This window comes from Plantactinospora sp. CNZ320 (assembly GCF_002846275.1).
Window position 1 is genome coordinate 3,598,752 of the sequence record NZ_PJMP01000001.1, and the last position, 24,148, is coordinate 3,622,899.

At 72.1% G+C, this 24,148-nt stretch carries 20 protein-coding genes; 10 read left to right on the forward strand and 10 right to left on the reverse strand.

From position 1 onward, the window contains the following. Positions 1 to 381: 381 nt before the first annotated feature. Positions 382 to 858 carry a MarR family transcriptional regulator gene (locus tag CLT71_RS15820; protein WP_101367787.1) on the reverse strand — a complete coding sequence of 159 codons (477 nt, stop codon included), beginning with the start codon at positions 856 to 858 and terminating at the stop codon, positions 382 to 384. A gap of 128 nt (positions 859 to 986) precedes the next feature. Between CLT71_RS15820 and CLT71_RS15825 the strand changes: the two genes are divergently transcribed. Beyond that, a complete protein-coding gene (locus tag CLT71_RS15825) occupies positions 987 to 2,099 on the forward strand; it encodes a PP2C family protein-serine/threonine phosphatase (protein ID WP_486483285.1) in 1,113 nt (370 codons plus the stop codon). Positions 2,100 to 2,130: 31 nt separating this feature from the next. Here CLT71_RS15825 and CLT71_RS15830 read toward each other — a convergent pair whose 3' ends face one another. The 3 genes from CLT71_RS15830 to CLT71_RS15840 form a co-directional block, all read right to left on the reverse strand. After that, positions 2,131 to 3,615, reverse strand: a complete 1,485-nt coding sequence (locus tag CLT71_RS15830; protein ID WP_486483286.1) for a sugar transferase — start codon at positions 3,613 to 3,615, stop codon at positions 2,131 to 2,133. Between the two features lie 256 nt (positions 3,616 to 3,871). After that, positions 3,872 to 5,626: a substrate-binding and VWA domain-containing protein gene (locus CLT71_RS15835; protein ID WP_199187612.1), complete on the reverse strand. Its 1,755-nt coding sequence runs from the start codon at positions 5,624 to 5,626 to the stop codon at positions 3,872 to 3,874. A 198-nt stretch (positions 5,627 to 5,824) separates the two neighbouring features. Continuing rightward, positions 5,825 to 6,880, reverse strand: coding sequence for a lactonase family protein (locus CLT71_RS15840; RefSeq protein WP_101367791.1), 1,056 nt, complete (start codon positions 6,878 to 6,880; stop codon positions 5,825 to 5,827). Between the two features lie 179 nt (positions 6,881 to 7,059). Between CLT71_RS15840 and CLT71_RS37025 the strand changes: the two genes are divergently transcribed. The 4 genes from CLT71_RS37025 to CLT71_RS15860 all read left to right on the forward strand — a co-directional run bounded on the left by CLT71_RS37025 (position 7,060) and on the right by CLT71_RS15860 (position 10,829). Further along, the gene (locus tag CLT71_RS37025; RefSeq protein ID WP_158242246.1) at positions 7,060 to 7,875 is read left to right on the forward strand and encodes a GntR family transcriptional regulator; all 816 of its coding nucleotides are present in this window, start codon (positions 7,060 to 7,062) and stop codon (positions 7,873 to 7,875) included. Then, positions 7,866 to 8,609 (forward strand): (Fe-S)-binding protein, encoded by a 744-nt coding sequence (locus CLT71_RS15850; RefSeq protein WP_101367792.1) that lies wholly within the window; start codon positions 7,866 to 7,868, stop codon positions 8,607 to 8,609. The genes CLT71_RS37025 and CLT71_RS15850 overlap by 10 nt, the downstream gene beginning before the upstream one ends. A gap of 76 nt (positions 8,610 to 8,685) precedes the next feature. Next, positions 8,686 to 10,155 carry a LutB/LldF family L-lactate oxidation iron-sulfur protein gene (locus tag CLT71_RS15855; RefSeq protein ID WP_101367793.1) on the forward strand — a complete coding sequence of 490 codons (1,470 nt, stop codon included), beginning with the start codon at positions 8,686 to 8,688 and terminating at the stop codon, positions 10,153 to 10,155. Beyond that, positions 10,155 to 10,829: an LUD domain-containing protein gene (locus CLT71_RS15860; protein WP_101367794.1), complete on the forward strand. Its 675-nt coding sequence runs from the start codon at positions 10,155 to 10,157 to the stop codon at positions 10,827 to 10,829. Before CLT71_RS15855 ends, CLT71_RS15860 begins: the two co-directional genes overlap by 1 nt. Before the next feature lie 55 nt (positions 10,830 to 10,884). Here the strand turns inward: CLT71_RS15860 and CLT71_RS15865 are convergent, their stop codons facing one another. The 5 genes from CLT71_RS15865 to CLT71_RS15885 all read right to left on the reverse strand — a co-directional run bounded on the left by CLT71_RS15865 (position 10,885) and on the right by CLT71_RS15885 (position 16,735). Beyond that, a complete protein-coding gene (locus tag CLT71_RS15865) occupies positions 10,885 to 11,487 on the reverse strand; it encodes an ATP/GTP-binding protein (RefSeq protein ID WP_101367795.1) in 603 nt (200 codons plus the stop codon). Beyond that, a complete protein-coding gene (locus CLT71_RS15870) occupies positions 11,468 to 11,860 on the reverse strand; it encodes a DUF742 domain-containing protein (RefSeq protein ID WP_101367796.1) in 393 nt (130 codons plus the stop codon). Before CLT71_RS15870 ends, CLT71_RS15865 begins: the two co-directional genes overlap by 20 nt. After that, entirely contained in the window at positions 11,850 to 12,272 is a 423-nt protein-coding gene (locus tag CLT71_RS15875) for a roadblock/LC7 domain-containing protein (protein WP_101367797.1), read from the reverse strand. The genes CLT71_RS15870 and CLT71_RS15875 overlap by 11 nt, the downstream gene beginning before the upstream one ends. Continuing rightward, positions 12,273 to 15,032, reverse strand: coding sequence for a nitrate- and nitrite sensing domain-containing protein (locus CLT71_RS15880; protein ID WP_101367798.1), 2,760 nt, complete (start codon positions 15,030 to 15,032; stop codon positions 12,273 to 12,275). Positions 15,033 to 15,367: 335 nt separating this feature from the next. Next, entirely contained in the window at positions 15,368 to 16,735 is a 1,368-nt protein-coding gene (locus CLT71_RS15885) for an MFS transporter (RefSeq protein ID WP_486483683.1), read from the reverse strand. Positions 16,736 to 16,989: 254 nt separating this feature from the next. Here CLT71_RS15885 and CLT71_RS15890 point away from each other — a divergent pair, with 254 nt between their 5' ends. The 3 genes from CLT71_RS15890 to CLT71_RS15900 all read left to right on the forward strand — a co-directional run bounded on the left by CLT71_RS15890 (position 16,990) and on the right by CLT71_RS15900 (position 19,615). Continuing rightward, positions 16,990 to 17,580, forward strand: coding sequence for a hypothetical protein (locus tag CLT71_RS15890; protein ID WP_101367800.1), 591 nt, complete (start codon positions 16,990 to 16,992; stop codon positions 17,578 to 17,580). A gap of 14 nt (positions 17,581 to 17,594) precedes the next feature. After that, on the forward strand, positions 17,595 to 18,911 hold the full coding sequence (locus CLT71_RS15895; protein WP_101367801.1) for a hypothetical protein: 1,317 nt from the start codon (positions 17,595 to 17,597) through the stop codon (positions 18,909 to 18,911). 335 nt (positions 18,912 to 19,246) lie between these two features. Then, positions 19,247 to 19,615: a hypothetical protein gene (locus CLT71_RS15900; RefSeq protein ID WP_101367802.1), complete on the forward strand. Its 369-nt coding sequence runs from the start codon at positions 19,247 to 19,249 to the stop codon at positions 19,613 to 19,615. Between the two features lie 107 nt (positions 19,616 to 19,722). On the opposite strand, the gene CLT71_RS15905 is transcribed toward CLT71_RS15900, so the two are convergent. Then, positions 19,723 to 21,486 (reverse strand): glycoside hydrolase family 6 protein, encoded by a 1,764-nt coding sequence (locus CLT71_RS15905; protein WP_101371488.1) that lies wholly within the window; start codon positions 21,484 to 21,486, stop codon positions 19,723 to 19,725. 720 nt (positions 21,487 to 22,206) lie between these two features. Here CLT71_RS15905 and CLT71_RS15910 point away from each other — a divergent pair. Then, positions 22,207 to 23,394 carry a hypothetical protein gene (locus CLT71_RS15910; RefSeq protein WP_101367803.1) on the forward strand — a complete coding sequence of 396 codons (1,188 nt, stop codon included), beginning with the start codon at positions 22,207 to 22,209 and terminating at the stop codon, positions 23,392 to 23,394. After that, positions 23,378 to 24,133 (forward strand): class F sortase, encoded by a 756-nt coding sequence (locus CLT71_RS15915; RefSeq protein WP_101367804.1) that lies wholly within the window; start codon positions 23,378 to 23,380, stop codon positions 24,131 to 24,133. Before CLT71_RS15910 ends, CLT71_RS15915 begins: the two co-directional genes overlap by 17 nt. Positions 24,134 to 24,148: the final 15 nt, after the last annotated feature.

The window sequence follows — 24,148 nt, forward strand, 5'->3', positions numbered from 1 at the left end:
CCGCCGGCACGCCCGGCACCGGCCCGACCAGGGCACTCGTTACCCGTTCCGCCCCGCCGAACCGGTCCCGCCGGGGCACCATGGGAACGGCCACGGCAACCAGGGCGACCGTGGCGCCGGAGCCGAGCGCCCGGTCGCTATTGTTGCCCCCGGACAACTATTCCGCTCATCAACCATCGGACCTTCCTCGACCTGGACAGCGCATCGCAAGCGCCCCGACTTCCGCCTGTGACCTGCACGGACCCGGAAGGAAGGCGGAGAGGGTTCTTGCCGACAGGAGTGCCAGCGCCAATGCGCACACCTCGACGACCCGGAGCACGGGCTTGGGTTCGCCCCACCGCCCGGCATCTGGACCGCGCCGACGGACGACCGCCGGCCGGCTCAGGCCGACCGTTCGGTCGGCTCGACGTTCGCCCGGAACGCCCGGTCGAACTCGACGAGCCCGCGCAGCAGCGCCTGCCGTCCAGCCGCACTCATTCCGGCGAGCGTCTCGGCCAACCGCTCCCGCCGGTCCGCGCGGATCTCGTTCAGCAGCTTCTGGCCGACCGTGGTGAGATGCAGGGAGATCTCCCGGCGATCCGCCCGGCCCGGCTCCCGCTCCAGCAGCCCGGCCGCGACGAGCCGGTCACAGAGCCGGCTCGCCGAGGAGAGCAGCATGCCGAGAATCCCGGCCAGCCCCCGGAGGTTGATCCCGTCGAACTGCTCGACCACCATCAGCGCCCGCAGCTGAGAGCTGGACAGTCGCCCGTTCATCTGTTCCCGGGCCGAGTCCCAGACCGACAGCAGCGCCGCCGCAGCGGTGTCCACCGCGGTGGCGAGGGTCGGATCCGGTCCGCCGGGACCGCCGGATTCAGCCATGGTGATCCTGACCCTACCGCCGTCACGCGGTCGACCGCACCGGTGCGCTCCGGCACAACCCATCTGGATCATCCGGAACGGTACGTCCGGACGGCCGCCAGATCGGCGGGCCGCAGATGAGCGGCAGGTTGGCCGAGATCAGTCGTACCCTCGCCGAGGCTCCGGCGGACTCCGTGGTCGAGCGGCTGGGCACGGAGCTGAACAGGGCGTACGGGATGACGGAGACGGAACTGCTCCAGGTCGACTACCGGTTGGCCGCCCTGGTGCCGCTGCGCGGTGGCGACCCGGTGGTCGGGGCCGGCACCCCGGCCTGGCGATGCTTCGACCACCAGACAGACGTGATCCAGGACGGGACGCTCTATCTCCCGGTCACGATGCGCGGCGAGCGGCTCGGGGTACTCCGGCTCGCGCCGGTGCCGGAGGACCCGGACCGGCACGACGAGCTGGCGCAGGCGGCCACCGCGCTGGCACACGAGCTGGTCACGGTACGGCCCGGCACCGACAGGTACACCGTCGGCGCCCGTACCCGCCGGCTGACCCTCGCCGCCGAGATGCAGTGGGAGTTGCTGCCCGGCCGGAGCCGGATCCGTCCCTCGTTCAGCCTCGCCGGCCAGCTCGAACCGGCGTACGCGGTGCGTGGCGACAGCTTCGACTGGGCCGACGACGGCGAGCGGCTCTGGCTCTCCACGATGAACGGGATGGGCGAGGGGGTGAGCGCCTCGATGCTCACCTGCCTCGGCACCAACGCGCTGCGCAACGCCCGCCGGGCCGGTCTCGAACTCGCCGACCAGGCCGCCCTGGCCGACCAGGCGATCTACGCCTACCACCAGGGGATCCAGCACCTCTCCGCGCTGCTGCTGGAGCTGGACCTGCACACCGGCGCGGTGACCGCGGTGGACGCCGGATCACCCCGGCTGCTCGTGCTGCGCAAGGGTGAGGTGCTCGACCAGCCGCTTGACGACCAGTTCCCGCTCGGCATGTTCGACGGCACCATCTACCAGTCGCAGGGTTTCCAGTTGACTCCGGGCGACCGGCTCCTGGTGGTGAGCGACGGGGTGCTCGACGCGACTTCCCGCACCGGCCGGTACGGCGACATCGCGCTCCACCGGTCCGTCCGGCGGACCGGGCCGATGGCGCCGCTAGAGGCGGTACGGTCGCTCCTCGGCGACCTGCGGGCGTTCGTCGGCAGCGACCTGGTGGACGACGCCGTGGTGGTCTGCCTGGACTGGTACGGGATCTGACCCCGGGGGCGGGGAGGTGCCGGACCCGGGGTCAGTACGCGCCCCGGGTCCGGACCACCGCACCGAAGGTCTTCCACAGGATGGTCAGGTCGGCGGCGAGCGACCAGTTCTCCACGTAGTAGAGGTCCAGCCGGATGCCGTCCTCCCAACTCAGGTCGGATCGTCCGCTGATCTGCCAGAGGCCGGTCATGCCCGGCTTCACCAGCAGCCGGCGGGCGACGTCGCCGTCGTAGCGGGCCACCTCGGAGGGGAGCGGCGGGCGCGGCCCGACCAGGCTCATGTGCCCGAACAGCACGTTCGCGAGCTGCGGTAACTCGTCGAGGGACCACTTGCGCAGGATCCGGCCGACCCGGGTGACCCGGGGGTCGACCCGCATCTTGAACATCAGGCCGTCGGTCTCGTTCCTGGTGGCCAGCTCGGCCAGCAGCGCGTCCGCGTTCACCACCATGGTCCGGAACTTGTACACCCCGAACTCCCGGCCGCCCTGGCCGACCCGGATCTGCCGGAAGATCACCGGCCCCCGGCTGTCCAGTTTGATGGCGAGGGCGATGACGGCGAGCAGCGGCAGCGCGACAGCGAGCGCGGCGGCGGCCAGGGCCCGGTCCACGAATGCCTTGACGACCTTCCGGGCGCCACGGAACTCCGGCGCCTCGACGTGGATCAGCGGCAGCCCGGCGACCGGCTGGGTGTGGATCCGCGGCCCGGCGACGTCGGTGAGCGCCGGGGCCAGCACCAGGTCGACCCCGGTCCCCTCCAACTGCCAGCCGAGCCGGCGCAGCCGGGTGGCGGTCAGCTCGTTGGAGGCGGTCACCGCCACCGTGTCGGCGTTGATCGCCCCGGCGGCGTCGACGATCGTCCGGAACGACCCGATCACCGGTACGTCGCCGAGGCGCTGCGGCACCGGCGCCAGCAGGGCGTCCGGGATGCAGGCGCCGACCACCTGGTAGCCGGCGTACGGCTCGCGGCGCAGCGTGTGCACCAACTCCAGTACGTGCGCGGTGTCACCGACCGCCAGCACCCGCCGGGACCAGCCGCCGCCCCGGGACCGGGACCGGTGCAGTCGTTTGCGGGCGGCGAACCGGGCGATCACCAGCCCGACGGTGCCGACCGCGAACGAGATGCCGAGGAATCCCCGGGAGACTCCCACGTCGGCGAGGTAGCCGGCGATCGCGACTCCACCGGCGAGCCGCAGGCTGGCCGAGCTGACCCGGCGGTACTCGTCGGCGCCGTAGCCGAGCACCCGGTGGTCGTAGCAGCGCAACGCCTTGAGCGAGACCAGCCAGGCGACTACCAGGGCCGGCCCGACGATCACGTACGGGATGTCGGAGCCGCGCGGCTCGTCGCCACCGAACCGGGCGAAGTAACCGCCGATCACCGCCAGCACCAGGATGACGGTGTCGAGTCCGAGCAGCGCCCTGATGTAGCCGCGCTGACGTGTCCGGGATGACGAGGCGGATGCCCCCGAGGTGGGCTCTGGAGGCATCGTGGCAGGGCTCAGCAGTGTCGCCGACGTCACCGGCCCTCCTCGCTCCAGGGGGCACCCGGTCAGCCGCTGCTGCCCTGGCAGAGCGGCCCCGAGGCACTCCGACATCTTCCTCCACCGGGGGCGTCACTGAGAGCTTCGGACAGATTACTGTCATTTGTTTGCGTCGAAACTGCTCGGGCTGCTCACGTACGCGGTGTCGACCCGATCGGTCCCCGGGCCGGAGAAGCGCGACGCCCGCCGTGCCGGCACTGGCCGGTACGGCGGGCGTGGGCGGGTGGAGCCGGCGTCAGCGCGGCGGGGTCTCCTTGCGGGCGGCGATCGCCTGGAGGAAGATGTCGCCGATCTTGGCCGGGTCCTCGGTGACGAAGGCGGCCCCGCCGGTCACCTTGGGGATCGAGTCCAGCTCGGCCTTGCTGACCTCGGCACCGATGCCGATGATGATCACCTGGACCGGCCGGTCCGGGTCGTTGATCCGCTTCAGCTCGGCGAGCAGTTGCGCCTGGCTGACCCCGTCCTCGTCCTCGTTCTTCCCGTCGGTGAGCATCACCACCGAGTTGACCCGGCCGGGTTGCCAGTCGTCCTGCACGGCCTTGTAGCCGGCGAGAATCGTGTCGAAGAGGCCGGTGTCGCCGAGCCGCTTCGGGGTGATCGCGGCGAGCTCGCGCTCCAACTGCTCCCGCTGGGCGGACATCGGGCCGATCGGCACCAGCGAACGGTAGTCACGGGAGCCGGCCAACTCGGTGGAGAAGACCCAGAGGCCAAGTGCCCAGGAGTCGTCGAAGAGCGCGAGGCCGCGCCTGGCCGCCTCCAGGGTCACCTGCATCCGGGTGGCGTTGTTGGCGGTGGGCACCTTCTCGAACATCGAGCCGGAGATGTCGATGATCGCCAGCATCCGGCCGGACTGGGTGGCGACCGCCCAGCTCGACAGCACCCGCTCGATTGTGGCGCCGTCGCCGCCGCCGGCCGTACCCCCGGGGTTGGGTGCCGGGCTGGTCGGTGCCGGCTGGGTGCCGGCGGGGCTCGGCGCACCCCGGGGCGGTGTGAAGCCGTCGGCCCAGGTGCCGTCGGGTGCCCGGAGCCCCTGCTCGGCCAACTGGCGGCGGAAGGCTTCGGTGTCGAGCGCGGCGAAGAGCTTCTCCGCGGCCACCGCCTTGGCCGACTCGATCCCGGGCATCACCGCGTACGGGTAGTCGAGCGAGATCGGTGCCGGCTCCAGATAGAGGGCGGCGAGCGGAACCGGCGGCTTCTTGGCGTTGAACTCGATGACGTCCTCTTCGGAGAGTGCCGCGGCACCCAGCCCTCGGGCGATGGACGTCTGGTCGGTCGCCTTGGGGAACCGGGCGATCAACTCCTCGCGGACCGCCGAGACACCGGTGGCCAGGGCCCGCAGGGCGGCAGTGGTCTTCTGCTGGGCCTGCGCCCCGCCGCCGGACTGGGCGGCGGTGGCCAGCGAGAGCAGCCCGGAGAGCCCGGCCGCGTCCCGACTCGGCTCGACGAGACCGGTCTTGAGCTGGGGTCCGCTGGTGATCCTGCCCAGCAGGTCCTTCCAGCCGAGCTTCTTCTGCGGCCAGCCGACGGTGGTGGCGAGCGGCTCCGGCATGGCCACCACCACGGGGCTGCGCGCCACCGAGGTGTTGTTCTGCGGTGCGAACGCGGGGGCCTGCTGACGCAGCCGCAGCAGCCAGGTCGAGGAGTCGGGGAGCCAGACGTTGGGCAGCGTGGTGCCGCCGCCGGGTTGTCCCACCTCGGAGAGCGACACACCGTGCTGCCCGGCGACGGCCGCGGCCATATCCACGGACTCGCTGGCGGTGACCTGGACAGCGACGCAGAGACCGTCGACCTCGACCTTGTCGGCGCTCAGGTCGGCGGCGGTCCTCTCGATGGCCGGAGTGATCTCCGGCGCCGCGGCGACGGTGAGCGTCAGCTCACCCGAGCAGCCGGAACCCGTCCACTGCCGATAGCCGTACCACCCTCCCACCGCGACCAGGGCGAGCACCATCGCGCTGGCGATGGCGCCCGCCCCACGGATACGTCTACGCATGCGATGGCGGCCAGGCACGTGACCATCTTGCGGGCTCCTGCGAGGCCGTGCCAGGGGCGAACGGTGGAATGTTACCGAGGCAGCAGATACTTTCCGAAGATCGTTCACTTCGGGTAGTCGAGTGGCCCCGTACCGTGCAGAATGCCGCCCAACAGGGCCTCATCAGGCCAGGACCTGCCAAAAAGATCTTATGGAGACTTATCCAAGAATTAAAGGCTCGGTGCCCAGCACGCAGGTCGGACTCGGCACCGGCACCCGGCTCGGCGACGCCGCCGGTATCCCGGACTCCGGATCCACCGCGAATACCGCCACCACGTCGGCCCGCTCCTGCGCGACGTAGAGGTGCCCGCCGAGCAGCGCCAGGTGTCGGGGCCAGTCCCCCGCGCAGGGGACCTCCGCCAGGTGACGGGGCAGCGCGTCGTCGAGCGCGAAGACGCTCACCGTGCCGACGCCCCGGTTCGCCAGGTAGAGGAAGTGGCCGTCCGGGCCCACCACTATCTCCGAGGGCTGGACGTGACCCGGGCGCCGGCTGGCCTCGACCCGCCCCCGCTCGACCAGCCGGCCGGTGTCGTCGTCGATTGCGTACGCGGTGACGGAGGCGTCCAACTCGCCGGCGAGGAAGCAGCGCCGACCGTCCGGGTGCCGGGCCAGGTGCCGGGGGCCGGTGCCGGGCCGGGTCGGGTACCGGGCGGTGGCGTGCAGCCGCCCCTGCGGGTCGCGCTCGTACCGGTGGAGCGTGTCGGTGCCGAGGTCGACCGCGAGCAGTCCGGTGCCGGCCGGATCGGGCGAGACCATGTGCGCGTGCGGCCCCGCCTGGCGGTCCGGTACCGGCCCGGCTCCGTCGTGGGCGACCAGATCGGTCCGGTCACCCGGCGTTCCGGTCGGATCGAGCGGGAGTACGCAGACACTGCCACTGCCGTAGTTCGCCACGTAGAGGAACTCCCCGCCGGGGTCGACGGCGAGGTGGCACGGTTCGACGCCGCCGGTGGAGCGCACCCCGAGCGGGCTCAGCGCGCCGTCGGGGTGGATCGCCCAGGCGCTGACCGTGCCCTCCGGCAGTTCGTTGACCGCGTAGAGCACGGGTAGCCGGGGATGCCGGGCCAGGAACGACGGTGACGGCGTCTCGGCCACCACGCCGAGCAGGTCGAGCCCGCCGGTCCCGGCGTCCCGGCGGGCGGCGACGATGCCCGTGCCGCGCCCACCGCTGTGCGCCGTGTAGCAGCCGATGTGGACGATCTCGGCACCGCTCGACATCGCTCGCTCCGTTCCTGGCCGACCACTGCCGGATCGCGCCGCTCCGGCACGATCAAACCAGAGTCCGTCGCCGCCGGCTCGGCGATCGTGCCGGCCGTACCCGCCGAGCGGCTCGACAATCGCCGGTCGGATGTTGAGGACCTTTCGATTGGCGATGCAATCCTATAGGATCTTCGATCGTGAACGGGCTGCTCCGACCGGCTCGCCGGACCACCCTCGCCGACGACGTCTACGAGTCGGTGCGTGCCCTCGTGATGGACCATGCCGTGGCCCCCGGCGAGCGGATCAACATCGACGCGCTGGCCCGCCGGCTGGAGGTGTCGCCGACCCCGGTCCGCGAGGCCCTGGCCCGGCTGGAATCCGACGGGCTGGTCCGGAAACGGCCACTGGCCGGCTACACCGCCGCACCGCTGCTCACCCGGGCCGAGTTCGACGAGCTGGTGGAGATGCGGCTGATCCTGGAGACCGCCTCGGCGCGGCGGCTGGCCGAGCGCTTCGCCCGGCAACCGGCCGGCGCCACCGCGCATGACGGCGGAGCCACCCTGCACGGCGGCGACACCGGGCACGACGGCGGAGCCGGGCACGACGGCAGCGCCACCGCGCGCGACGACGACAGCGGGCACGACGGCGGTACCGAGGCGGAGCTGGCGGAACTCCGCCGCGAGGCCGAGTTGCCCGACCAGACGCCCGGGACCGAGGGCTTCGCCGCGATCGCCGCCTTCACCGCCCAGGACGCGCGCTTCCACCACCTGCTCGCCGAACGCTCCGGCAACCGGATGCTGCACGAGGCCGTGGTCCGGCTCCGCGCCCACCTGCACCTGTTCCGGCTGCACTTCCCCACCGCGCACTACGGGATCAGCAGCCGGGAACACCTGCGGATCGTCGACGCGATCGGCACCGGCGACCCGGACGCCGCCGGCAGCGCCATGCGCGAGCACCTGCTCGCCGCCGCCGACCGGCATCTGCCGTTCTTCGAAGGAGCCCGATGCGGATAGCCCTCTTCGTCACCTGCGTCAACGACCTCGTCTATCCGGGCACCGGCCGGGCGGTGGTACGCGTACTGGAGCGGCTCGGCCACACAGTCGAGTTCCCGGTCGAGCAGTCCTGCTGCGGGCAGATGCACGCGAACAGCGGTTACCGGGCCGAGGCGCTGCCCCTGGTACGCGGCTTCGTCGACACCTTCGGCCGGTACGAAGCGGTGGTGGCCCCGTCCGGCTCGTGCGTGGCGATGGTGCGGGAGTCGTACCCCCGGCTCGCCGCAGGGGACCCGGGCCTGGCGGCGGCGGTCGCAGAGCTGGCGCCCCGGGTCCACGAACTCTCCGAACTGCTGGTCGACGTGCTCGGGGTGACCGACGTCGGTGCCGCCTTCCCGCACCGGGTCACCTACCACCCGACCTGTCACGGCCTGCGGATGCTCCGGCTCGGTGACCGGCCGTTGCGGCTGCTGCGCGCGGTACGCGGGTTGGAGCTGGTGGCGCTGCCCGGTGCCGAGGAGTGCTGCGGCTTCGGCGGCACCTTCGCGGTGAAGAACGCCGACGTCTCCGCCGCGATGCTCGCCGACAAGTGCGCGGCGGTGCACGACACCGGAGCGGCGTACGTGGCGGCGGCCGACAACTCCTGTCTGGCACACATCGGCGGCGGCCTGTCCCGGCGTGCGGGTTCGACACCGGACGCGCCCCGCGCCATCCACTACGCGGAGATCCTGGCGAACACCGAGGAGCCGGCATGATCTCGCCTGCAAGGAAGGGCCCCTTCTTATCGCTTTCTGTTGTAGAAGGGCCCCCGCCTTACCGGAGGGAGCCGGCATGAGCACGGGTACCGGGAACATCGTCGCGCCGCTGCCGTTCCCGACCGCGACCCGGCGCGAACTGGCGGACGGGCAACTCCGGGCGAACCTGCGCCGGGCCACCCACACGATCCGGGACAAGCGGCTCCGGATGGTCGGCGAGGTGCCCGACTGGGAGGCGCTACGCCGGTCCGGTGCGGCGATCAAGGACGACGTACTGGCCCGGCTGCCGGAGCTGCTCGAACAGTTCGAGGCCGTCGCCACCGCCGCCGGAGCGACCGTGCACTGGGCCCGGGACTCGACCGAGGCGTGCGCCCTGGTCACCGAGCTGGTCCAGCAGACCGGCAGCACCGAGGTGGTGAAGGTCAAGTCGATGGCCACCCAGGAGATCGGCCTCAACGAGGCGCTCGCCGAGGCCGGCATCGCGGCGGTCGAGACCGACCTGGCCGAACTGATCGTGCAACTCGCCGACGACACCCCGTCACACATCCTGGTACCGGCGATCCACTACAACCGCCGGCAGATCCGGGACATCTTCGCCAGCCGGATGCCCGGGGTCGACCTCGACGCGCTCACCGACGACCCGCCCGCGCTCGCCGAGGCAGCCCGCCGGCACCTGCGGGCGAAGTTCCTCAGCGCCCGGGTGGCCATCTCCGGCGCCAACTTCGCCATCGCCGAGACCGGAACGCTGGCGGTGGTGGAGTCCGAGGGGAACGGCCGGATGTGCCTGACCCTGCCCGAGACGCTGATCTCGGTGGTGGGCGTGGAGAAGCTGCTGCCGACCTTCCGCGACCTGGAGGTCTTCCTGCAACTGCTGCCCCGCTCCTCGACCGGGGAGCGGATGAACCCGTACACCTCGCTCTGGACCGGGGTCACCCCCGGCGACGGGCCGCAGGACATGCACATCGTGCTTGTCGACAACGGGCGTACCGAGACGCTCGCCGATCCGGTGGGCCGGCAGGCGCTGCGGTGCATCCGCTGCTCCGCCTGCCTGAACGTCTGCCCGGTCTACGAGCGGGTCGGCGGGCACGCCTACGGCTCGGTCTATCCGGGCCCGATCGGCGCCATCCTCTCCCCGCAGATGACCGGGCCGGAGGCGGGCGCGAACCGCACCCTGCCGTACGCCTCGACGCTCTGCGGCGCCTGCTTCGACGCCTGCCCGGTCCGGATCGACATCCCCGAGGTACTGGTGCACCTGCGACAGCGGGGCGTGGACGCGCGCCGGGGCCGCCCCTCGGCGGAACGTACCGCGATGCGGGCATTGTCCTGGGTGATGCGGGACCGTCGCCGGTACACGGCCGCGCTCCGGGCCGCCCGGCGCGGCGCGGCCCCGCTGCGCGTCGTCGCCGGGAGACGCGGGCAGGTACGCCGGCTGCCGTGGCCACTGTCGGCCTGGACCGCCAGCCGGGACGCCCCGCTGCCGGCCGGCCAGACGTTCCGGGACTGGTGGGCCGGACGGGACCGCACGAGCGAACAGGAGGACCGGTGATGGCGGTGCCGAGTTCGGCCCGGCAGGAGATCCTGGCCCGGATCCGGGCCGCCCGGCCCGACGCGACAGTGCCGGTGCCCCGGGACTACCGCACCGCCCCGACTTCCGGTGACCCGGCAGCAGGTAACCCGGCCAAGGCGGCACCCGCCGACCCGGAACTGATCGAGTTGCTGGTCGACCGCCTGGTCGACTACCGGGCCACGGTACGCCGCTGCGGGTCGCCGGAGCTGCCCGAGGCGCTCGCCGAACTGCTGGGCGAGGTGCCGACAGTTGTCGTACCCGGGCAGGCGCCGGAGGAGTGGCTCTCGACGTACCTCGGCCGGATCCGGCGGGACGGCGACCCGGAGCCGCTGACGGTGGCCGACCTCGACGCGCCGGGCGTGGCAGTGGTCACCGGCTGTGCGGTTGCGATCGCCCGGACCGGCACGCTGCTGCTGGACGGTGGGCCGGACCAGGGGCGCCGGCTGCTCAGCCTGGTACCCGACCGCCACCTCTGCGTGGTCCACGCCGCGCAGGTCGTCGACGGTGTCCCGGAGGCGCTCGCCCGGCTCACCGACCCGACCAGGCCGATCACCCTGGTCTCCGGGCCTTCGGCGACCAGCGACATCGAACTCGACCGGGTGGAGGGCGTGCACGGCCCACGCCGGTTGGACGTGCTGGTGGTCACCGGCTGACGGGGCGAGGGCGACGGGGCGAGGGCGACCGGACGAGGGGGACGGGACGACGCGGTCAGTTCGCCGAGACGCGCTCGGCGCGGCGGGCGGCGACGTGCTCCACCAGGGCGACCAGTACGACCTTGCCGGACTGCCGGCTGCGCGCGTCGCAGAGTACGACAGGCACGTCCGCGTCCAGGTCGAGCGCGCTGCGCACCGCCTCGGTGCCGAACCGCTTCGCCCCGTCGAAGCAGTTGACCCCGACCACGAACGGGATGCCCCGGCGCTCGAAGTAGTCGACCGACGGGAAGCAGTCGGCGAGCCGGCGGGTGTCGGCGAGCACCACCGCGCCGAGCGCCCCGAACGCCAACTCGTCCCAGAGGAACCAGAACCGGTCCTGCCCCGGCGTGCCGAAGAGATAGACCTGGAGATCGGGGTTGATGGTGATCCGGCCGAAGTCCATCGCGACCGTGGTGGTCTGCTTGCCCTCCACGCCGTAGAGGTCGTCGGTGCCGACACCGGCGTCGGTGAGCACCTCCTCGGTCTGCAACGGGCGGATCTCGCTCACCGCGCCCACCAGGGTCGTCTTGCCGACGCCGAAGCCGCCGGCAATCAGGATCTTCAGGGCGAGCGGGATGCGCCGCTTCGCCGTCCCCTGGTCAGAGAGCCCGGAGTCCATTGACCACCGCCTTGAGGATGTCGTCGTCGGGGAAGTGCCGCGAGGTGGGTGGGTCGTACATCCGGATCCGGTCGCCGGCGAGCAGGTCGCCGAGGAGCACCCGGACCACCCCCACCGGCAGGTTGAGGTCGGCGGCGAGGTCGGCGACGGTGATCGGCTGCTGCGCCCGCGCGATGATCGCCCGCTGTTCCGGGTGCGGCAGCGGACCGTCGTCGCCCTCCTCCCGCGGCGGCCCGGCCACCACGAACGCCATCAGGTCGAACCGGCCCGCCGAGGGCTGGACCCGACCACCTGTCATCGTGTACGGCCGGACCACCGGCCCGGCGTCCTCGTCCAGCCAGTCGTGGTGCGGCCCAGGTGCGTCACTGCGCATCTGCCGGCGCCTGCGATGTTCGGCTCGGCGCGGACAGGTTCTGCCCCACCCGGGTGACAAGCATCGCCATCTCGTACGCGATGACGCCGATGTCGGACGCCGCGCTGGCCAGTACGGCGAGACACGCCCCCTGACCGGCGGCGGTGACGAAGAGGAACGCGGCCTCCATCTCGATCACGGTCTGCCGGACCGGTCCCGCCTGGAAGTGCCGGCTGGCCCCCTTGGCCAGGGACTGGAAACCGGCCGCCATCGCCGCCATGTGCTCGGCGGCCTCCCGTGCCAGGTCCCGCGACGCGGCCATCAGCAGTCCGTCCGCGGACAGCAGTACGGCCTGCTGCGCGGACGGTACGCGCTCCACGAGGTCGTCGAGCAGCCAACTGAGATCCGCACCCGGCGTCGTCGTGTGCACCACTCACCCGTCCCCTTCAGAATTCGTGACACCCGGATCGGCGACCCGGGCGGTGGCATCGGAGGTGCCACCTGGCGGCGCCAGTGCCTCGGCGTCCCGCCGTCCCCGCGCCGTACCGGACTGCAACGCGGCCATCACCGCCCGCACCTGCTCCGGGGTACGCGGCTGCGGCTCGTCCGACTCCGCGTCGGTGGTACCGCCGGCAGCTCTGGCATCCCGGTCGGGGTTGTCGGCCACGGGTCCGTTGCGCAGTTGCGGCGCCAGGTTCTTCTGCCGGACCCGCCGGGGCAGGCCGTCGGCGCCGATCGTGCCGGTGGCCGGGCGTACCGGTCCGCCGCTGGGCGGGACCGCCGGAAGGACCACCGTGTCGTCGTCCATCGCCGGGCGGGACAGCGGTCTGGCGGGCGCCCCCGCCGTACTCGCCGGTGCGCCTGCGGCGGGGGGCGTCGTGGTCGCCGGTGCGCCTGCGGCGGAGGGCGTCGTGGTCGCCGGTGTGCCAGGCGCGAGGGACGTCGTGGTCGCCGGTGTGCCAGGGGCGAGGGGCGTCGTGGTGGCGTCCGTCGGATCGGCGGTCGAGTCGGCCGTCGGCGGTCGCGGCGCGGCGTCGGCCGCCGGGGCGGGCTGCGGTGTCTCCGGCCGGCCTGCGGCGACCAGCGCCGCCAACGCGGCGCCCGCCCGGCGGCGCGGCCCGAGCCCGGTGGTGGGGCCGGCTCCGGGAGGCGGCTCGGCATCGTCGGCCGCCATCCCGGGGGCCGGACCGGACCGGGTCGGCAGCTCGATCGTCTCCGAGCCGTCCGTGGCACCGATGCGGGGACCGCCGTCGTGGGTCTTCTCCTCCGGCTCGACACCGGAGTCACCCCGGCCCGCCGACGGGGTGGACGTGTCGGGTACCACCAGGTCGGCGGGGATGAGCGCCACCGCCGTCACCCCGCCGTACGGGGACTGACGCAACCGCACCTGTACGCCGTGCCGGGCGCCGAGCAGGGCGACCACGAACAGCCCGAGCCGGGCACTGTTCGCCGGGTCGAAGTCCGGTGGGTCGGCCAGTCGACGGTTCGCCTGCTCGATCGCCTCGGTGGTCATGCCGAGGCCCCGGTCCTCGATCTCGATCGCGTACCCGTTGGCGACCACCTGCCCGGTGACCTGCACCCGGGTGTGCGGCGGCGAGTACGAGGTCGCGTTCTCGATCAGCTCGGCCAGCAGGTGGATGACGTCGCCGACCGCCCGCCCGGCGGTGGCCGCCGGTGCCACAGTGACCAGGTCGACCCGGGCGTAGTCCTCGACCTCCGAGATCGCGCCCCGGATCACGTCCACCATGGAGACCGGGTTGCGCCAGCCCCGGCCGGGCGCCGCCCCGGCGAGCACGACCAGGTCCTCGGCGTGCCGCCGCATCCTGGTGGCCATGTGGTCGAGCCGGAAGAGGTCCTCCAACTCGTCGGGCTGGGCGGCCCGCCGCTCCATCCGGTCCAGCAGTGCGAGCTGGCGGTGCAACAGGGTCTGGCTGCGCCGGGCGATGTTGAGGAAGACGTCCCGCAGACCTCGGCGCAGCGCGGCCTCGTCGATCGCCGAGGCGATGGCCGTACGCTGCACCTCGCTGAACGCCTGACCGAGCTGACCGATCTCGTCCTGCCCGTAGTCGAGCGGCGGCGCCTCGGTCTCGACGTCCACCTCGTCGCCCCTGCGCAGCCGACCGACGACGTCCGGCAGCCGTTCGTCGGCCATGTTCAGCGCGGCGGCTCGCAGGCTGGTCAGCCGCCGGACGAGCGAACGGCCGATGCGCAGCGCGATGATCCCCGAGAGGAGTACGGCGACGAAGCCGAGCAGGCCGGCGAGACCCAACCGGACCAGGATGCCGGCGGCGACCGGCCGGCTGCGGTCGGCGAGCGCGTCGGCACCGCTCATCTCGAAGTCGCGCAGTTGCCGCTGGACGGAGTCGTAGCTGCTCTGCCACTGTCGGGCGTCGACCGGCAGGCTGCCGCTGCCGCCCCGGCCGATCAGGTCGTCCTCCATCCGGCGCAGCCGGACGTAGTCGTCCCCCTCGGTGAGCTGCTGGTACGCGACCCGGTCGGCGTCCGGCAGCTCCGCCGTCGCGGCCGCGTAGAGGAAGCGCTGGGTGCCGACGATCTGGACGAACTGGGCGTGCTCGCCCGGCGCGAAGCGCCCCGCGCTGAACGCACCGGCGAGCAGCGCGTCGGCCTGGGCGAGTACCTCCCGGGCCCGGCCGAGTTCGGTCAGCAGCCGGGCTTCCCGGGCCAGGGTCTCGTCCGGCAGCGTGTTCAGCGCGGAGAAGATCCGGAACGCGGCGTCGATGATTCCGCTGTAGAGGCCGAGCGCTCCGCTGGCGTCGACGGTCCGGCGGTCGATGAAGACGCGTCCGGAGCGCAGCGCGTCGACCGCGGTGAGCAGTTGGTCGATCCGGGCGTCGACCAACGCGCCGGTGGTGTCCCGCAGGTCCGGGTCGGAGGTCCGGCGCCGGAACTCGGCGATCGCCCGGTCGGTGCGGATCCGCTGGTCGGCGAGGACGGTGGCGCCGCTGGAGTCGACCAGTTGCCGCACCGAGAGCCGGCGCTCCTGCTGCAACTCCACCACAAGCGTCTCGCCCGGCCGTCCGACCTCGTCCAGCAGGGTCTGGGTGGCCAGCAGGTTCGACGCGGGTCCGACGGTGAGCGTGGTCGCGAAGATCCAGAGCGCCGACAACGCGAGGATCGGCACGGCGACCAGCGCGACGATCTTCGAGCGGATCGGCCAGTTCTGGGTTTCCATCAGACCTCGCCGGAAGGGGATTGTCAGGGCCGACACCCGCACCGGCGGCCCGCGGCTCCGGCCAGAGTCCGAGGGTCACGGGCGCGCGTGCCTTCGGCAGGATACGTAATCGAAGCCGCGCGCACTACCGGAGAACGGGTCTCTGGTTGATCCAATCCGACAAATAAATTGATAACTGTCTTTGCCAATTGATCTCGACTCCCGTCGATGGGGTCGGCCGGGGACGCGATCGGGACGCATCCAGCCGTACCGATCGGTGTCACCGGCCGACCACCGGAACCGGGCCGTACGCGTCGACGTCGCGCCCGGCCGGCGGTTCCTGCCATCACGGATCACTACAGCGGCGTCAGCGCGTCCCGCCGGGTACCGTCCGCCCCCGGTCGGTCCCCACTCGCCCGACCCCAACTCGCCCCGGCTCGGCGTAACCCCAGCGCCAGCACCAGGTACGGGCACGCGAGCAGCGCAAAGACCACCCCGTGCCCGGCGACCGTCGAGACGAGGGTGTATCCGCCGTACACCCCGATGGTGACCAGTTCGGTGCCGAGCCCGGCCAGCGAGGTCACGGTGGCCCTGGCCGGTCCGCTGATGCTCTCCTGGAGGCGTACGTCAGCCACCAGGCTGGCCATCTGCAGGGCGCAGAACGCCGCCGCCACCAGTACGAAGCCCGCCGGCCGGCCGGTCATCGCCCCCACGGCCAGCGCGATCGAGGCCGCCCCGACCACCGTGCCCAACCACCGGGCCGTCAGCCGCTGCCCGAGCGGGGTGAGCAGGCCGCCCACCATCACCCCGGCCCAGACCAGCAGCACCAGCAGCGGCACCCCGGCCGGCCCGGTGACCTCACCGGCCAGCAGCGGCACGTACTCCTCCAGCCCGCCCCAGATGCCGAGCATCACCGGCAGGAGCAGCAGTGCGTGGCGTACGGCCCGGCTTTTGCGGGCCTCGGCCAGCGCCACCCGCAGGATCGCCAGGTGGCCGGGCGACTGCTCCTCCGGGCCGGTCGGCACGCCGTCGGATGCCGGTCTGCGGTGCTCCGGCAGCGCCAGTCCGACGACCGCACAGAGCAGGCTGGCCAGCACGCTGGCGACCCCGACCGCGGGGTAGCCGCCGACCGCGAAGACCGGGGTGGCGACCGCGATGGCCAGCAGCGCGCCGAGCAGGCTGACGGTACTGGCCCGCCCGATCACCCGCCCGTACCTGGCGGCGAGGCCGCGTCGGTCCAGTTCGTCGTAGAGCAGGGCCTCGGCGGCACCCGACTGGAGTGCACCCCGTACGCCCCAGAGCACGAAGCCGAGTGCGAAGACCCAGTAGGAGGGTGCCGCGACCCAGAGTCCGAAGCCGACGGCGCCGAGCAGCGGGGCGACGGCGAGCAGCAGCCGACGGGACACGGCGTCGGCCCAGACTCCGGAGGGGACCTCCAGGAGGATCCCGGTCAGCGACCAGATGACGAAGAGCGAGGAGATCTGCGCGACCGACAGGCCGGTGTCGGTGAACAGCAGCGCGTACACCGGGTAGAGCAGGACGAAGTCGTCCAGGAACGCGTAGAGGTAGAAGGTGGTGGTCAAGCGCAGCGCGCCGACGGGCGGCGCGGCTGACGAGGTGACGGGCATGAGGCTTTCCCACGGGACGATTCGGACTCGGAGCACGGTCACGAACGCCCCGGCGGGCCCCGGCAGGATGGGCCGGGCCGGCCACGGGTGCGGAATTAATGTCGGTACGTCACGTCCGGCATTCTAGGCGGCCGACCGCCTCGCCGGCAGTGGGAGGGTGGCCGTCTGCCCGTAGAACGCCTTTCGTCCCCGCCATTCGCACCATTTCTCCCGGTCAGGCCCGGTGGCGACCGGTTCCGACCGGCGAGCACCGGTTCCCGTCGGCGGGGACCTCGGCGGGCACGAAATTGTGCCAGATCTGGATTGGCGATCAGGGCCGAGCGGGAATAACAGGAGACGAAGGAGGAGCCATGTCGCCCATAGAAGTCGCCCTCATCGTCCTTGTGGTCCTCGCCCTCGCCGCCGCCGTACCGGCCATCTGGGTCGCCAGCCGCCGCCGGGCGCTACGCAGCCGCTTCGGCCCCGAGTACGACCGGGCGGTCGCCGACCAGCAGAGCCGGTCCGCCGCCGAGCAGGAACTCCGGGAACGTGAACGCCGCCACGCGGAGTTGACGCTCACTCCACTCTCCGCCGAATCCCGCCGCCGCTACGCCGCCGACTGGGAGGAGATCCAGGCCCGGTTCGTCGACGCCCCGGCCGAGGCGGTGGGCGCGGCGGACGAACTGGTCACCCGGCTGATCGCCGAACGCGGCTACCCGGTCGGCGACTACGACGACCAGATCGCCCACCTCTCTGTCGAGCATGCCCGCACCCTGACCCACTACCGGGACGCGCACGAGATCCAGCTGCGCAACGAGCGCGGCGAGGCCAGCACCGAGCAGCTCCGCCAGGCCGTCGTGCACTACCGGGAACTCTTCGCCGACCTGCTCGGCGAGGACCCCGTACGCCAGTCCTCGGACGGGACCCGTCCGGACACCCCGCAGGACGTACCGAGCCGGTGAGGAGGCACTCCACCATGCGCCACCAGGAACAGCAGACCGACACCGACGTGATCCGTTCCGAGCCGGTACCCGTGACCGGCCCCGACCAGATCGACGGCCGGCAGCGGGACCGGTATCCGGAGGGTACCGGCGACCAGGGCCCGGACGCACTCGACGAACGCGGCTCCTACGACAGCGACCTCGCCACCAGCGGGTCGGAACCGGCCTTCTCGCCCGACGCGACCACCTCGGCACGGACCCGGGACGACCGGCGTGGCGAGAGCCGGTCCGCCGAGGAGCAGGCCGAGGACGCCGCGCTGGACGACGACGCGCTTGCCGAGCGCTCCCCGGCGAGCCACACCGGCGACCTGGACCGGGACGGCGCGGGCACCGGTGACCGGGGCGACCTCGCCGACGCCAGCCAGGTGCACGCCAGCCAGACCGACGTCACCGCCGGCACCGGCGCCGCCGAGCACACCGACAACGCCGAGCACACCGACGACGACACCCGGAAGGTGCCCGCCACCGCCGGGGCGGACGCCGGCAAGGACGCCGACACGGATCCGGACGCCACGGCCCGGATCGACGACACCGAGTGGGTCGACGACACCGAGGGGACCGACGACGCCGACGGTGCCCGGGGCGACGCCCGGGACCGCTCCGGTGCACCGGAGTTCCACGAGCCGGCGCCGCTGCCCACCAGCTTCGGCGCCACGAGCGTCGGCGGTGCGGTCGCCGCCTCCGCGCTGGCCGGCACTCACCGCGACCCGCGCAACGAGGACACCGTCCGTTCCGGGGACGGTCCGGCCGACGACCGGATCGACGGGGTCGGTGACGACCGGATCGACGGGGTCGAGGCCGACCCGCTCGGCCGACCCGTGCCGGAGGGCTCGGCGGTCGGAGTGGCGCATCCGGTGAACCCGGACGTGTTCAACGCCGGCAATCCCGACGCGGTGGCCGGCGGTGCCGGTACCCGGACGGAGGCCGACGGTCCGGGCGACACGTCCACCGTGGACGACACGGTGGACGGCGCGGCCGTCACGGCGGACGGCAACCTGCCGCCCGGTGCCGCGCCGGCCGAGCCGATCGTGGCCATCCTCGACCAGGAGACCGTGCGGGGGCTACGGGACCGCTGGCGCGACGTGCAGCTCCGGTTCGTCGACGACCCGCCGGGTGCCACCGAGGAGGCGCACCGGCTGGTGCGGGAGTCCGTGGAGGCGGTCACCGCCGCCCTGACCCGGCAGCGTGACGAACTCGGCGGCTGGCAGGACGAGGGTGCGGCCGACACCGAACAGTTGCGGATGGTGGTCCGCCGGCACCGGGACTTCCTGGACCGGCTGCTCGGTCAGTAGCCGACGACCCAGACCCCGACGGCTCCCCGAGGCCCGCCCGAGTGGCGGGCGCGGGGAGCCGTCGTCGATCCAGCCCTCCGGGGTACGCCGGAAACAGGAGTGGAAAGCGACCGGGACGCAACGGCCTGCCCCGCCCGATCCGGCCCGGCTCGTGCCCGGCCCGGCGAAGTGTCCGCGACGGCACTGGTCGAGGTGTCCGCGACGGCACTGGGTAGATGTTCGCGCCCGCGCGGTGAGGCGGTGGCGGTCGACAGGCATGGCGCGGATCTGCCGGGGTATCGACCCGGAAGACCGGTCAGCCGCACGTCGCATCCACCACAGGAGGGCAGCCCGCAATGACCGAGCGCGATCCGACCCGCAACCGGCCGCTGGAGGAGAGTCCGGAGGTGGCTGCCGCGATCGAGGACGAGACCGCCGTACCGCAGTTCACCGTCGACGGCGGGCCGGGCGCCGAGAACCCCGACTTCGTGGACCCAGAGGACGTTCCGGGCGATTTTCCACCCACCGACGACCTGCTCGGCGACCCGTACGGGCAGGGTGCCGGGGGCGCGGGTGACACGCGTACCGGTGCGGAGCAGCCGTGGGATCCGGAGGATCTGGCGGCGGCACAGGGCCGCGACCCGACCCCCGAGAACGTACGGCGGGCCAGCGAGGAGTTGGACCGGGAGGGTACGGCGAGCGCGGTGGAGAAGACGGTGCCCTGACCCGTCACCGAACGGCGGCGGTCCCCGCCCGACGCGTTGCCGCGCCGGCCGGGGACCGCCCTGGTGTTGCTGGCTGTGCTGTTGTAGCTATCCCTGTTCTTCGCTGGTCAGAGCGCCGGGTAGGCGTTCTGCATCAGCTCGGTGAGCTGCGCCGGGAACCAGGCACCCGAGATCGGGGCACCGGAGAGCGCGCCGCTCATGTTGTTGTTGTTCCGCGGGTTACCGGTGTAGGTCGGGTCGCACATCCGGTCGAAGCCCTTGCCCTCGTCGTTGTCGATCTGGGTGCTGGAGCCGTCCGACTCGCCCGGGGGCTTGATCCAGACGTACGCGTCGATTCCGGTGGCCGGGTTGGCCCGCGGCCGCTCACCGAGGCCGGCACCGCTCTGGTTGCACCAGTTGCCGAGGTGGATCCGGCGGTCGATCCGGGAGCCGTCGACCTGCTCGTCCACGGTGCCCGTGGTGACCGCGGCGGTGGGCCGGCCCGAGCCGCCCCAACCATTACGCGAGGTGTCGATGAGCATGCCGATGCTGCTGGAGAAGCCCTGCGAGATCAGTTCGGTGCGCAGGGCCTGGGCGAAGCGCTGCTCGTCCACGTACCGGTTGTAGTCGATCCACTTCGAGAGCCGGTTCTGCTCGGTCACGTTCAGGTAGGGCTCAACCGTGGCCGAGTAGTTGGCGGTGTTGGCGATGAAACCGTGCACGTTGGCCGTGGTGCTGCCCTCGGCGCGGGCGGCCTCGGCGAAGATCTGCGCGGAGGGCCGGAAGTTGTCGTCCCAGCCGATCCAGCCGTGGTGTCCGGCGTCGATGTAGTTGTAGACGTTCGGCACCGCACCGAGCTTGGCCAGGGCGTAGCCGACACCCTTGACGTAGTTGCCGTTGGACTTCATCGTGTCGCACTGCGCGGTCGCGGTCGCCCGCGGCGACACGTTGGTGACCAGGTTCGGCAGCGAGTCGATCTCGATGATCGCGATGATCCGCAGGTTGCTGTACTTGGTGTCGCCCATGATCGCGGCGATCGGGTCGATGTACTCGGTCTTGTACCTGCCCAGCGCGTCGGCCGGAAGCTCACCGTTCGAGGCCAGCGCCGCACAGTCCCGGCCCGGCAGGTTGTAGATGACGAGCTGGATGTAGCCGGCGTTCTGCGCCAGCGCCTCGTCCAGGTGGTCACGCAGACCCATCGAACCGTTCGAGCTGCTGTCCGGGGTGCCCTCGATCGCGGCGATCCGGTCCAGCCAGACGCCGGTCGGGTTGCTGGAGATCCGGCTGCCGCCGGAGACGCTCTCCGCCTTGGCCTTCCACTCCGGGTTCACGTAACCCCGGGCACCCGCGTACGGGTTGTCCACCCGGGCCGTGGGGTTGCCGGTCGGGCCGGTCGTCGGGCCGGTGGTCGGACCGGTCGTCGGGCCGGTGGTCGGACCCGTGGTCGGGCCGGTCGTCGGCGCGGTGCCGTTACAGGTCGTTCCGTTGATGCTGAACGACGTCGGCGCCGGGTTGCTGCTGCTGAACGACCCGTTGAAGCCGATGCCGGTGGAGGCGCCGGTGGCGAGGTTGCCGTTCCACGACATGTTCGTGGCGGTCACCTGGTTGCCGGACTGCGTCCAGTTGGCCGACCAGCCCTGGGTCACCCGCTGGCTCGAGTCGGCGAAGCTGAACTGGAGGGTCCAGCCGTTGATCGCGTCACCGACGTTGCGGATGGTGATGTTGGCGCTGAAACCACCCTGCCACTGGTTGGCACTGTAGGTGACGCTGCACCCGGGTGCCGCCTGCGCCACCGACGCCGGGATGGTGACCAGACCGGCGGCGACCAAAGCGCTCGCACCGGCCACCGCGACGGCTTTCTGCCGGACGGACAATCTACTCCGTGAATTCATGCCACTGATCTCCTTGAGCCAGCCGGTCACGTCAGGCGGAACCGGCGCGGCGGTCACACTGTCGACGCGCCAGGTGGGTACGTCAGTGCACGCCATGGGGGGGACTTGCGGAATGCCCGACCCGGACGGGCGCAACTGGTGGTGGTGCCGGCCGCCTGGTCAGCGACCGTGACGACGCCGTCCGGTAAACCGGCTGCCCTCGGCGTCCGCTGCGCGGTGTGGCTCCCCCAGCACAGTGGATGAATTCTTGCATGGGAGCGCTTCCATCACAACACCTCGATACCGATGGATGACGATTCCCTGGTCGTGGCGCTCGTCGCCGGTCGCCGCCACGACCTGCGGCGGCACGGCCGGCGGGCACGACCCGCTCCGCAGCGGAGCCTACCCCGCACTGCCGCCCGGAACCCATTGAAACCGGCGCAGTCGGACCGATTCGGCACGGCAGGCCCGGAGAGGTCCGAGCCCGGCACCGCTGTGCGGATCCCCCGTTTCCGCCGACCGGGGACCGGGGAGCGGAATCCGTCCGGCAGCGCCCGGGAACACGCAGCCGGGCCCGAGCCGTCCGGTAGCCGCCAGAGGTCCCAGGCGACGCGTCCGGGCGGCTCTGCACCCGATCGGGGAAATGACGAAAGAATCTGATGAAAGCTCACAAATTCGCATAATCTCGGTCATGGCTCGTCTCCCGACGGGCTCAGGCAAGAGGGAAGGATGACGAAAGTCATGTCCAAGAAGTTCCTCGGCAAGATGATTGCAGGAGCCGCTCTCGGCGGCGCTTCTCTACTCGTTTTCTCCCCCTCGGCCGCGCTCGCGGACGGCGGCTACCACCCCGAGGGGCACCAGCGGGACGGCTCGGGCCGGGCGTACGCGAAGCCGCACGCCGCGAAGCCTGGGGAAAAGGTCGAACTCATCGAGGTCTGCGCCGAGGCGCAACAGCACGCCTGGTTGTGGTCGAAGGTCACCGGGAAGGTGGACCTGGCCCCGAAGGCCCACAAGGACGACTACCGGGCCGGACACGACTACCGGGGCGAGCAGAAGGACGGCCACCAGGCCGACCGCAAGCCCGAGGACTCCGGCGGCTACCAGGGCGAGGAGTACCAGGGCGGGGAGGACTACAAGAAGGAGCGCGAGTACCAGGAGTTCCTGAAGTACAAGGAGTACCAGGAATACCAGGAGTACCGCCGCTACAAGCAGAAGCAGGGGTCGGCCCCGGCGGAGAACGGCGCTTACGGCCCCGAATCCGCTCCGTCGACCGCCGAGGAGGCACCCGCGGCACCCGGTCCGGCCGACGCGGTACCAGCGCCGTCGCCGTCGCCTTCGGCGAGCGGCCAGCCCCAGCAGCCCGAGGGCTACCAGCCGCCCAGCGGACAGCCGGGCGGCACCGGCGGGATGGCGCGCGACGACGGCGGGCACGGCTGGCAGGACGGCAAGGCCGAGGACTCCAGGCACGGCTGGGAGCGGGCCGAGCCGAGCAAGGGCGGCTGGGAAGACAACAAGAAGGCCGAGGACGGCAAGAAGGCCGAAGAGAGCAAGAAGGCCGAGGACGGCAAGCACGGCTGGGAACGGGCCGAGCCGAGCAAGGGCGGCTGGGAAGGCGACAAGAAGGCCGAGGAGAGCGAGAAGGCCGACGACGGCAAGCAGGGCTGGACGGAGAAGAAGGCCGGCTACGAGTACTGGACCAGCGTCACCATCCCCTGGGATGCCAAGCCGGGATCGTACGAGCTCAAGGGCTCCTGCGGCGAGGGTGAGCTGATCGTCCTGCCGAAGGGCTGGGTCGACGGCGGTGACGGTGGGGCGACCTCCGGCAGCAGCGACAACCTCGCGGTCGCCGGGGTCGGGATGCTCGGGTTGGCCGGGCTCGGCGGACTGGTGCTGATGCGGCAGCGCCGTACCGATGAGTCAGCCGTCTGACGCGACGGCGAGCGGTGCCGGCGGCCGTCACGGGAGACCGTGGCGGATCGCCGGCACCGCCCTCGTCGCCCTGCTCGCCCTGGTCGGCGCCGGACTGGTCGGCGCCGCACTCAACGCGCCAGACCCGGTCGTGCCGCCGCAGCCGAGCGCCGGCGCGGCACCGGATGAGCCGCTGACAGGTGACGCCGCGACCGGAGGCGATCTCGGGGCCGCCGCGCCGACGCCCACCCCGGAGGGCGGGCCCGATGTGTCACCGGCGCCGGTGACCGCCGACCGGGTACTGGCCAGGTCGGAACCGATCAAGATCACGATTCCGAAGATCGGTGTGGACGCGACAATCATGCCCGTGGGGCTCACCCCGGAGGGCATGGTGCAGGTACCACCGCTGGCCAAGGCACAGTTGGCCGGCTGGTACCGGTCGGGTCCGACCCCGGGTGAGCCCGGCAACTCGGTGATAGTCGGCCACGTCGACTCGAAGGAGATCGGGCCGGCGGTCTTCTTCCGGCTCGGCGCGCTGCTGCCCGGCGACAGCATCCAGGTGATCCGCGAGGACGGCAGCCTGGCCAACTTCGCGGTGGAGGGCGTGAAGTCGTACCCGAAGAGCGCCTTTCCCACCGATCTGGTCTACGGCCCGACGGAGGCACCGGGGCTGCGCCTGGTGACCTGTGGCGGGGACTTCGACGAGCGGAGCGGCTCCTATCCGGACAACGTCGTCGCCTTCGCGCGGTTCGCCGGGTAGCCGGTCGACGGCTCG